Origin of the sequence: Mesorhizobium sp. M1E.F.Ca.ET.041.01.1.1 (assembly GCF_003997355.1) — a bacterium.
Lineage (GTDB): Bacteria > Pseudomonadota > Alphaproteobacteria > Rhizobiales > Rhizobiaceae > Mesorhizobium.
Genome location: NZ_RZSL01000682.1, coordinates 1 through 2876, shown reverse-complemented (window position 1 = coordinate 2876; position 2876 = coordinate 1). Strand labels below are relative to the sequence as shown.

Sequence of the window (2876 nt, the reverse complement as noted above, 5' to 3'; positions counted from 1 at the left end):
GCTGAAAAGTCCGCTAAGTTTTCGGTCGGAAAGGTCGTCGGACGCTGGGCTCGGAACTCCTGGGTGAACGACCGGAGTTCGTTCTCAGCCATGTTCAAAGGCCTAAAATAGCGCTCAAGTACCCTGCGGACCAGGTCCTCGCGGGCAAAGGAGCGCACCAAAGCGTAAGCGAGGCCGATAGAGGCCACACCGCCTCCCAAAAGCCCAAGCACCACGCGTCTCGAAACCGTGATCATGCCGGATCCCTCCTCACGCGATGCGACTCGCTGCCCTGAGAGAGAGGGCGGCAGCAGTCAGGCTGGGATTAGCGCACGAACAACTGGGATAGGTGCTGCTACCCACAACGACGAGATTCCTCATTTTATGGTGGATCATGTCCCGGTCGACGACAGAATCCGTGGCATCTCTCCCCATTCGCAGGGTCCCTTGAACATGCGATTCGGTTTTCGATTGACCTCGGTCGAATATCTCCTGCACCGGCAGTGGCCGAAGCAGCTCACCGAGCCGCTGCTTGGCCTGTGCCATGCCCTCCACGGCATAACCGGAAGGCCCCGCGTACACGACGTGGGCGTTCTCGTTCTCGTCGAGCGTGACATGGTTCTCCGGTTTGAGGAGGTCTTCAGTCACGACTCTCAGCGGCAGGGTCTGCCGGAGCCGCCCTGGTTCGGGACGCATCCCGTACGACCACTGGTTCTCGAAATAGACAAGTGCGGCGGCGTAGTCCGACCGGTGTGGTCCGTCGTACAGGCCGAAATTCAGCCCGGTTGTGATCGTCGAGCCGTCGAAATTATCGATGCCGTCAAGATAGGCCTCGAAATTCCAACCAAAGCCTTCGTGCAATCCACGTCCTACCCACTCGCCGTCGAGATTCGACCGCAGCATTATCGCCGGACTCTGAATGGCGTTCGCCCCCAGGACGAACAGATCCGCCGTGACCTGGAACTCCTTGTCCTCATTCACGAACGTAACCGACTGGACAGATCCTCCGGCGTACTCCAGCCGGCGCACCTCCGAATTGAGGGACACCGCAACATCGGAATGCTCGAAGAGAGGCATGAAGCCGTTATTGGCGGTGAATTTCGCGTCGACTGGACACAGCCAGCACCGGAAGGATGCGCAGCAGGCGGAGCGCTGTTCCGTCGCAATGCGTGCGCGCGCAGTCGGCATAACGAAGTGCTGGTCGGGCTGCGCCGCTTTCATCATCCGGTCCGGCGCCGACATGCGATGAGGCGGCTGCGGGAAAGGCCTGGAACGCGGCATGACCGCGGCCATATCGGGATCGCCGGAAATCGACATGATCGTCTCGGCCGTGCAGTAAAAAGGCTCGAGATCGTCATAGCTGAGCGGCCAATCGAGACCGATGCCGTAGAGGCTTTTCAGCCTGAAATCTTTCGGATGAAAACGTGGCGTCTGCGCAAACCAGCAGTTTGTTCCGCCCCCCAGCCCGATGGTGTAGACCCACGGCTTGCTGGAGTTGCTGGAATAGGTACTGTCGTCCTGGACGTTGCTGTTTGAGCCGTGCTCAAGTTGCCAATCATGCGTGTTGTGGCACCCCCATTCGAGGACGAGAACGCGCGCTCTTCTTCTCCTAGAGAACTCGCGCAAGAAGAACGCTGAACCGAAGCCGGAGCCAATCACGACAAGATCATAGTGCTCGCCGGCGACCTGTTGGGCTCGGATGTCAAGTACCATTTATGGCCTCTTTCGCCGCTGACCCCTGCAGCTGACGCCGATGACGGTGCAATCGGCTAGTTGCAGGTCAGCGAGACAATTCCAATGTTGCATCGCACTGTTACGCACCGCAAAATGGGTTTGCCACTACCACGTTGGGTAGTTTAGCCAAGTTGCCGCGACCTCTCCAGTCTTTCAAAAGTCGTGCCGATTGCGAGAAATGAGACTTTGAATTTCCTTCCGTCGTCGTTTCAATAGCTTACGTGAAAGGCTTTGTTCTCCTAGGTGGGTTGATGTTGTCATACACACGACAAATCGGGAGAGTTCCCGAAACTACCGAGGCAGAAAGTGTCCGGCTCCATTCGGGAGGCAAGCTAGTGGAATCCGCCTGCATAAGAGTCCGGCTTGGGATTCCCAAGTGCCCATGCAGTTTGGCGCATGCGCACAGGATTATCCCTCACCGTTTCGCCGATTGATCGCCAACGCCTGAGCGCCCTGATCGGGGATTATAATGCGCCGCAGAAGCATGTTTGGCGCGCCGAGATCATTCTGTTTAAGGAAAGTCCGAGCCTCAGTTGCATCTGGTCCAACTGGTTGTCGGCCAATTCTTGCTTTAGTAGGCGCTCATCTCCTCGTCGCGCTCGACGGGCGAAGCGAAGTAGCCCCTCGCCCAAAATTTGTGCGCCAGGAAATTGGAATCTCTCTACAATCTTTTGATTACCACGTCGATTTTCTGAATGCCTATCTGTGCGTGGCTGGCTTTCGGACTTCTTAAACATCCCAACGTAGTCTTGCAATTCAGTGATCCTGATTTAGGTAATTCTCTATTCATCCATGATGGTGCCCGCAGCTTCATCGCCGCCAACGGAGAAACCCGGCATGATGTCGCCGGCCAGCAGCTTTCCCTTCGACAGCAGCCCTGCGTCCTCCAACGCCTCGAAATCCGGCAGCTGGCGCAGCGTGTCGAGCCCGAACTGCGACAGGAAATTTTTCGTCGTCACATAGGTGTAGGGCGCGCCCGGCTGCGGGCTACGCGGCCCCGAGGCGATGAGATCCTGCGCACGCAGCACGCCGATCAGATCGCGCGACACCTCCTTGCCGAAGAAGCTCGACAACCCGCCACGCGTGATCGGCTGGAAATAGGCAATACACATCAGCACGAGAGCCTCCGACTTCGACAGCTCTTTTGCACCCTGCCCCGCCGG

At 57.8% G+C, this 2876-nt stretch carries 2 protein-coding genes and 2 pseudogenes; 1 reads left to right on the top strand and 3 read right to left on the bottom strand.

Annotation, left to right across the window (positions count from 1 at the left end):
- Together EOA38_RS39865 and EOA38_RS32535 are read right to left on the bottom strand one after the other, a co-directional pair.
- Positions 1-236: pseudogene (locus EOA38_RS39865) on the bottom strand (hypothetical protein); the annotation flags it as partial.
- Positions 237-249: 13 nt separating this feature from the next.
- Positions 250-1692: a GMC family oxidoreductase gene (locus EOA38_RS32535; RefSeq protein WP_127301153.1), complete on the bottom strand. Its 1443-nt coding sequence runs from the start codon at positions 1690-1692 to the stop codon at positions 250-252.
- 417 nt (positions 1693-2109) lie between these two features.
- On the opposite strand from EOA38_RS32535, the pseudogene EOA38_RS32530 reads away from it, so the two are divergent.
- A pseudogene (locus EOA38_RS32530) lies at positions 2110-2223 on the top strand (IS630 family transposase); the annotation flags it as partial.
- Positions 2224-2495: 272 nt separating this feature from the next.
- Here EOA38_RS32530 and EOA38_RS32525 read toward each other — a convergent pair.
- A partial coding sequence (locus EOA38_RS32525) for an SMC-Scp complex subunit ScpB (RefSeq protein ID WP_145966178.1) occupies positions 2496-2876 on the bottom strand: 381 nt, incomplete at its 5' end.